This window comes from Streptomyces sp. NPDC035033, from assembly GCF_040636735.1.
In the GTDB taxonomy this organism is placed as follows: Bacteria; Actinomycetota; Actinomycetes; order Streptomycetales; family Streptomycetaceae; genus Streptomyces.
On the sequence record NZ_JBEZUZ010000163.1, the window covers coordinates 1 to 7,864 of the forward strand.

Here is a 7,864-nt window from a genome sequence, read left to right on the forward strand (position 1 = left end):
CCTCCTCCCGGGGGGGGGGGCCCGGCCGGGGGGGGGGGGGCCGCCCCCCCCACCGCCGGCCTCCGGGCCGCGGGCGAGCGCGCCCCGGCGCGCGCCCGCCGCGCGCGACCGCCCGGACGGAGCGCCCCGAGACCCCCTCCCTTCTGTGCCTGACGGAGAATCAAACCTCCTTCCACGGGCGAGATTCGGACGAAAAATCCCGCTTCCCGGGGTCGCGCTCCCCGCCGCTCCTCGCCGCGCCCCCGTCGCCGGCGCGTCACCCGGCCGTCCGGCGCCCTCCACCGCCCGGCCAACCGGCCCATGCCAGGGGCGCGTTCGCCTTTCGGCTCCGTGCCCCCGGACCCCGCCCCGTGCGCCGTTGTCATGGCAGCATGTCTCCACCGAAACGGACGTGGAGGCGCCGATGCGATGGCTGGTGGGCTGGAGCAGTGTCGCCGCGGGGTACGCCACGACCGCGGGGGCGCGCGCCGGGACGGCGAGCGGAGCCCACGGCCCGTACGGCTCCGAAGCCCCGCACCGGGCCCACCCGTACGCCGAGAGCGGCGGCCGGCTCGGGGGGCGCACGGTGCAGCCGGTGGGCGCACAGCTCCTGTGGGGCGACCCCGACCCGCTGTGGGCGGTCGGCGACTGGCGCCCCGACGAGGTGCGGGTGGTCGCCCTCGACGACGGCACCCGGCTCGCCGTCCTCGGCTGCTGCGCCGCGAGCGACGACGAACTCCGCCGCGGCCTCGTCACCGCGCGCGGCGGCGCCCTGCGCCACCTCACCGCCTGGCCCGGCAGCTACACCGCCGTCGTGAAGGCCGGCCGCCGGGTCACCGTCACCGGCGACCTCGCGGGCGCCCGGCCCGTCTTCCACACCCCCTGGGAGGGCGGCACCGCCTACGCCACCGCCGCCCTCCCGCTCGCCGACCTCGTCGAGGCCCAGCTCGACATCGGCCACCTCGCCGCCCTCCTCGCCTGCCCCGAGTCCCCCGAGGCCCTGCGCGACACCACCCCGTACGAGGGCGTCCGCCGCGTCCCGCCCGGCCACGCGCTGATCCTGCGCGAGGGCTCCCGCGAGATCGCCGGCTACGAGACGGTCGCCTCGCTCGCCGTGGCGGCGCCCCAGGCCGACCCCCGGCAGGCCGTCGAGGCGGTCCGGGACGCGCTGGTGGAGTCCGTACGGGCCCGGCTCACCGCCCCCCGGCACGCCCCCGGGGCCCCGCCGCCGGACCCCGGCCCGGTCCCCGGAATGGGGCCCGCGGACCGGCGGGCCGCGCGCGGCGCGGGCCCCGTCCCCGGCATCGGCGCCGACCTGTCCGGCGGCAGCGCCTCCGCCACCCTGGCCCTGCTCGCCGCCGGCCTGCCCGGCGTGCCCGGCACGATCCTCGGGCACGGCGCCGACGCGGGCGAACGGCTGCTCGCCGTCACCTTCAACGACCTCGCGACCGAACCCGGCCCCGGCCGGGCGGCCGAACTGGAACGGGCCCGGGAACTGGCGGCCGACCCCCGGCTGCGCCACGTGGTCGTCACGGCCGGCGAGGAGGCCCTGCCGTACGCCGCCCTCGACGGCCCGCTCACCGACGAGCCCGGCCCCGCCCTGGTCACCGCCGAACGCCACCGCAGGCGCCTCGCGGGAGGCAGCGCCGACCACTTCACCGGACTGGGCGCCAAACAGGTTCTGGACGCCCACCCGGCGCGCCTCGCCGACCTCCTGATGGACCGCCGGCGCCGCTCCCTGGTCCGCCCGGTGGCGGCCCTCACCAAGGCGACCGGCCCGTCGGCGAACTCCTTCCTGGTGCCGGTCACCGTCTACCGCGCGGCGCGCAGGCTCGCCCGTACCCCCTACCGGACCGGCCTGGAGACCGCCGCCCGGCACGTCCTCGACGCCAACCGGGACCCCGCCGACACCCACGGCCCCCTGGCCGCCTCGCTCTCCGCCCTCGCCTGGTCCCGGCCGGGGCCGGCCGCCCGCTGGCTGACCGGGGAGGCACTGGCCGAGGTCTCGGCCCGCCTGAACCGCGCGGCCACCCTGCCGCCCGCCGTCCAGCGCCCCGGCGAGGCACGCGCGCGTGCCGCCCTCGCCCGCGCCGCCGCCGATCACCGGGTCCTGGAACAGGCCGCCGAGATCCGCGGCCAGCGGCTGCACGCCCCCTTCCTCGACAACCAGGTCGTCCGCGCCTGCCGGGACCTCCCCGAGGCGCTCCGGGTCCAGCCCGACGCGCGGGCCGGCGTCCTGCGCACGGTCCTCGCCGACACCGGCATCCGCGACCTGCCGCCCGGCTGGGGCGCCCCGTACCCGGCGGTCCCCGCCGCCACCGCCCGCGCGGGCCTGCGGACCGCCCTCCCGAACCTCCTCGCCCTCTTCGACGCCCCGCTCCTCGCCGACGCCGGCCTCATCGAGGCCGGCACCGTCCGCGACGCCCTCCGCGCGGCCGCCGACGGCGCCCGCGTCCCCCTCGACGGCCTCGCCGACCTGGTCTCCACCGAGCTCTGGCTCCGCCGCCTCCTCGCCCGCCGGGGCTCCTGCTGGACCGACACGGCCACCCCCCGCGCCCCCCGCGCGGTCCAGGGCCCCCTGATCCCGGCGTCGCGGTCCCTGCCGGCCCGGTGAAACGTCACAGCACGCCCGTTCGAGCGAACGTGTTCCCGACCCGGTCCCGGCACCCCTCCTGCGCCGGAAGCGTCGCACCGAGCGAAGGAGCTGGAGCCGCGGGGACCGGGGCCCCGCTCCCCGCGCCCCCCCGGCTCCGTCCCGGACACCGCCGCGTTCCGACCGCCCACGGGCTCAGGGGCCCGCCCGGGGAAACCCTGAGGCGCGCGTCGTACCCGGCGGCAAGAATGGGCCGGTGCGGTATCTCATCCTCGGCACCACCGAGGCCCTCGGCCCCGACGGCACCCCCCTGCCCCTCGGCGGCGCCCGGCTGCGCGCGCTGCTCGCCGCGCTCGCGCTGCGCGGCGGACGGGCCGTCCCGGTCGGGGAGCTCGTCGACGACGTGTACGGGGACGATCCGCCGCTCGACGCGCCCGCCGCCCTCCAGGCCCTCGTCGGCCGCCTCCGCCGGATCCTCGGCCGCGAGGCCGTCGCCGCCGTGCCCGGCCCCGGCTACCGGCTCGCCGCGAGCCCGGAGGACATCGACCTGTACGTGTTCGAGCGCCGCGCGGCCGACGCCGCCGCCCGCCTCGACGCCGGCGACCCCGCCTCGGCCGCCGCCCTCCTGCGCGACGCCCTCGGACTCTTCCGCGGCCCCGCCCTCGCCGACCTGCCCGGGCCGGCGGGCGTCCGCCCCGAGGCCCAGCGCCTCGCCGCCCTGCGCCGCCGCGTCGAGGCCGACCTGCGGCGCGGCGCCGTCGACGGACTCGTACCGGAGCTGACCGAGCTCACCGCCACGCACCCGTACGACGAGGGCTTCCACGCCCAGCTCATCCGCGCCCTGCGCGCCGAGGGCCGCCAGGCCGACGCCCTCGCCGCATACGAGACGGCCCGCCGCACCCTCGCGGACGCCCTCGGCACCGACCCGGGCCCCGAACTGACCGCCCTCCACCGGGAACTCCTCACCCCCGCCGCCCCGACCGCGCGGCCGGACCCGACCGCTCCACCCGCGCCCGCACCGGCCGGAGCGCCCGCCCCCGGCCGACAGCCCGCCGGCGGCAACATCCGCCCCCGCCTCACCTCCTTCGTCGGCCGGGAGCCGGAGCTGGCCGCGCTCCGGGACGACCTCGGCCGGTCCCGGCTCGTGACGCTCACCGGGCCCGGCGGCTCCGGGAAGACGCGGCTCGCCGAGGAGGCCGCCCGGCAGGTCGCCGGCCCCGACGCGTGGATCGCCGAACTCGCCCCGCTCGACGACCCGGGGGCGCTCCCCGGCGCCGTCCTCTCCGCCCTCCGCCTCCGCGAGACCACCCTGATCACCCGCGACGGAGCCCCGCTCCAGGACGACCCCACCGCCCACCTCGTCGAGCACCTCGCCGACCGCCCCTCCCTCCTCCTCGTCCTGGACAACTGCGAACACGTCATCGACGCCGCCGCCGCCCTCACCGAGACGCTCCTCGCCCACTGCCCGCACCTCCGCGTCCTCGCGACCAGCCGCGAACCCCTCGGCGTCCCCGGCGAGTCCGTCCGCCCGGTCGAGCCGCTGCCGCCCGCCCCCGCGCACCGCCTCTTCGCCGAACGGGCCCGCGCGGTCCGCCCCGACTTCGACCAGGAGCGGGAACACGGCGCCGGCACCGCCGACGCCGTCGCGGAGATCTGCCGCCGGCTCGACGGCCTGCCCCTCGCCATCGAACTGGCCGCCGCCCGCCTGCGGCTGCTCACCCCCCGCCAGATCGCCGACCGCCTCGACGACCGCTTCCGCCTCCTCAGCTCCGGCGCCCGCACCCTGCTGCCCCGCCAGCAGACCCTCCGCGCGGTCGTCGACTGGTCCTGGGACCTGCTCGACCCGGCCGAGCGCACCCTGCTCCGCCAGGTCTCCGTCTTCGCCGGCGGCTGGGACCTCCCGGCCGCCGAAGCCGTCAACGCCCCGGCCCCCGAGGAGACCCCCGCCCCCAGGGAGACCCTCGCCCCCAGGGAGACCCCCACCTCCCAGGAGTCCCCCACCTCCCGGGAGAACCCCACCTCCTGGAAGACCCTCACCTCCCGGGAGCACCCCGACACCCTCACCACCCTCGGCGCCCTCGTCGACAAGTCCCTCGTGGTCGCCACCCCCACCGACCACGGCGAGATGCGCTACCGCCTCCTGGAGACCATCCACGAGTACGCCGCCGAGCGCGCCGCCGAGACCCCGGCCCTGCTCGCCGCCGCCGAGGCCGCCCACACCGCGCACTTCACCGCCCTCGTCGAGGAGGCCGAGCCCAAGCTCCGCTCCGCCGAGCAGCTGCCCTGGATCGACCGGCTCGAACGGGACCTCGACAACATCCGGGCCGCCCTCCACCGCACCCTCGTCCCCTCCGAGCCCGCCGGACAGGGGGGACCCCCGCCCGACGAGGCCGCCGGCTTCCGCCTCCTCTTCGCCATGGGCTGGTTCTGGTGGCTGCGCAACTACCGCGCCGAGGGCCTGGCCTGGACCCGGCGCGCCCTCGCCCTGGGGGAGGACCCGGCCGACCGGTCCGACCCCCGCTACTGGCCGCGGATGCACCTGCGGATGCTCTCCTTCTTCCTCGCCATGGAGGACGAGCACATGTACATGGGCGACCTCCGGGAGAACGAGGACGCGCTGGTACTGGTCCGCCGCGTCCGGGACGCCTTCGGCAAGGACCCCGGCCCGGAGTCCGCCCGCTTCCCGGGGCTGCTCTGGCCGTTCACCGCGTACCTCACCGAGGAGCCGCTGACGGTCCGCGCCTTCCTCGACGCCGGCATCGACGTCTGCCGCCGGTACGGCGGCGACTGGGAGGTCGGCGTGAGCCTGATGTTCCGCACCCACATGATCGTGGACATGCCTGGCGGCATGGCGGGCGTCGACGAGGACCTGGCCGAACTCCGCGCCCTCTGCCGCAAGGTCGGCGACCGCTGGATGAGCGCCCAGGTCGCCTCGGCCGCCGCCGAGGCGAACATGACGCGGGGCCGCCTGGCGGAGGCCGAGGAGGCGTACGAGGAGGCGCTCGGGCTCGCCCGCGAGGTCGGCGCCCACGCCGAGGCCCCGTTCCTCATGGCCCGGCTCGCCGAACTGGCCTACCGCGACGGGGACACGGACGCCGCCGAGCGGGGCCTCGACGAGGCCGCGCGGGAGTCCGAGCGGCTCCACCTCCGGGACGCCCTCGCCTACGTGGACTGCATGCGCGCCGTCCTCGCCCTCGACCGCGGCGACCCCGCACGCGCGCGTGCCTGGCTCACCTCGGCCGGTGCGCACGCCCGCACCGGCAGTCCGCCGCCGCACTTCGCCATCGCCCTGGAGGGGTTCGCCGCCAAGATCGAGGCCCACGAGGGCGCGGGCCCGGCGGCCGTGCGGGGCGCCGCCGCCGCGCTGCGCGCCTCCCTCGGCGGCCACTGCGCGGACATCATCGTGATCAGTCTCGGCGAGGGGCTGGCCTTCGCCCTGCACCGGGCGGGCGACGCGGCCCTCTGCGCGCGCGTGGCGGCCGCCGTCGACACCTGGCGGGGGGACATCCCCCGCTCGGTGCCCGAGCGGCGCGAGGCCGGGACGATCCTCGCCGCCTGCCGGTCCGCGCTCGGCGAGGACGGCCTCGCCGCCGCCCGCGCGGCCGGTGCCGCCCTCTCCCCCGAGGAGGTGCTGGCCCTCCTGGAGCCGTACGCCTCCGGCACCGCCGCCTGACCGGCCGTCAGGAGCAGGTGATCCGGGACTCCGCCCAGTCGGCGACGGCGGCCCGCCCGAACGGCGTGTGCTCCTCCACCACGAGCCGGAGCGTGGACCGCCCGGCGAGGGGCACGCGGACCGGCACCGCCGGGTCGCCGGGCCGGACCACGGGCGAGCGCCAGAGCCGCTGCCCGTCCCCGTACACGGAGAAGCGGACGCCGCCGGGGCCGAGCGGGGCGCTCAGGTCGTCGACGCCGACGACCGCCTCGTAGCTCGCGCACTGCCGGTTGAGCCGGATGAGCAGCGAGGACGGGGCGTGCACGCTGACTCCGTACGCGTACGTGCTGTCGCTGATCGACATCCCCTGGCGCGACCACATCCAGGTGCCGTCCTCCATGACGACCTCGGGCGCGGTGCCGTCGCCGAACGCCTCGTACTCCAGCCGGTTGACCTGGTAGGAGGTGGGCGCGGGCGGCGGGGGAGGGGTCGTCGGCGGCGGGGTGGGCGTCGGCGTGGGCTTCGGGGTCGCCTTCGGCGCGGGGCTGGGCGGCGGGCTCGTCGGCTTCGGCGCCGGCCTGGGCGAGGGCTTCACCGTCGGCGTGGGCTTCGGGGCGGGCTTCGGCTTCGGCGCCGGCTCCGGCGCGGGCGGCGCGGGCGGTGCCGGCTTCGGTTTCGGCGCGGGCTTCGCCGGCGGCGGGGGCTCGGCCGGTGCGACGGGGGTGACGGACGGCGGGGCGGGCCGGGGCGCGGCGGCGGGCTGCGGGTCGCCGGCCATCGCCCAGACGAGTCCGGCCGCCGCGGCGACGGCCACGGCGGCGGCGATCCCGGCCTTCGCGGGCGCGCCGAGCCCCTCGGCGGCGGCCCCGCCGGAGGCCGCGCCGGACGTCGTCCCGCCGGTGGCGGCCGCCGCGGCCCCGGCGCCGGCCGCGCCCGCCGCGCCGCCGGCGACGATGCCGGCGGCCTTGAGGGAGTATCCGGCGGCGAACCAGCCGATGACCGCGATCGGGAGCAGCGCCGGGATGCCGGCGTTGACGTGGGCGAGTTCGCCGGCGGCGAGCCGGCACTGGGCGCACTCCTCCAGGTGCTTGCGGAGCCCGCGCTCGGCCCGCATCCGCAGGCCGCCGCGCGCGTAGGCGCCGAGCCGGTCGGCGTACCGGGCGCAGTCGCCGCCGGTGGTCAGCGACTGGCTGACGTGCGCCTGGAGGTAGGCCTGCTTGAGTCCTTCGCGGGCGCGACTGGCGAGCACCGCGGTGGCGTTGGCGGTCAGGCCGAAGAGGGGGGCGACCTCGCTGGGCGACTCCTCCTCGACGGTGGTGTGCCACAGCACGGCCTGCCAGCGCTCGGGCAGCGAGCGGAAGGCCTGCATGGCCAGCGACTGTTCGGCCTCCTGCATGGCCCGGACCTCGGCGCCGAGGTCCATGGTGTCCTGGTCGGAGACCTCGGAGGAGCGGGCGGCGTCGGCGGCGAAGACGGCGAAGTCCTCGACGAGGTGCTCGCGCTTCTGGGTCTTGGCCCAGCTCGCGCCGACCCGCCGGACGGTGGCCAGGTGGAAGCGGTCCACCTCCAGCCGGGCCAGCAGCTCCAGGAGGTCCCCGACGTGCTTGGCCGGGTGGTACGCCTCCGGTCCGCCCTCCGGA

The 7,864-nt window shown here is 78.5% G+C and carries 3 protein-coding genes; 2 read left to right on the forward strand and 1 reads right to left on the reverse strand.

Annotation, left to right across the window (positions count from 1 at the left end; genetic code table 11):
* The first annotated feature begins 403 nt into the window (after positions 1-403).
* Both AB0E83_RS34310 and AB0E83_RS34315 read left to right on the forward strand, forming a co-directional pair.
* Positions 404-2,593 (forward strand): asparagine synthase-related protein, encoded by a 2,190-nt coding sequence (locus AB0E83_RS34310; protein ID WP_362120558.1) that lies wholly within the window; start codon positions 404-406, stop codon positions 2,591-2,593.
* Positions 2,594-2,828: 235 nt separating this feature from the next.
* Positions 2,829-6,245, forward strand: a complete 3,417-nt coding sequence (locus tag AB0E83_RS34315; RefSeq protein WP_362120560.1) for a BTAD domain-containing putative transcriptional regulator — start codon at positions 2,829-2,831, stop codon at positions 6,243-6,245.
* A gap of 7 nt (positions 6,246-6,252) precedes the next feature.
* Here AB0E83_RS34315 and AB0E83_RS34320 read toward each other — a convergent pair.
* The coding region (locus tag AB0E83_RS34320) for an NPCBM/NEW2 domain-containing protein (protein ID WP_362120562.1) at positions 6,253-7,864 on the reverse strand (1,612 nt) is incomplete at its 5' end.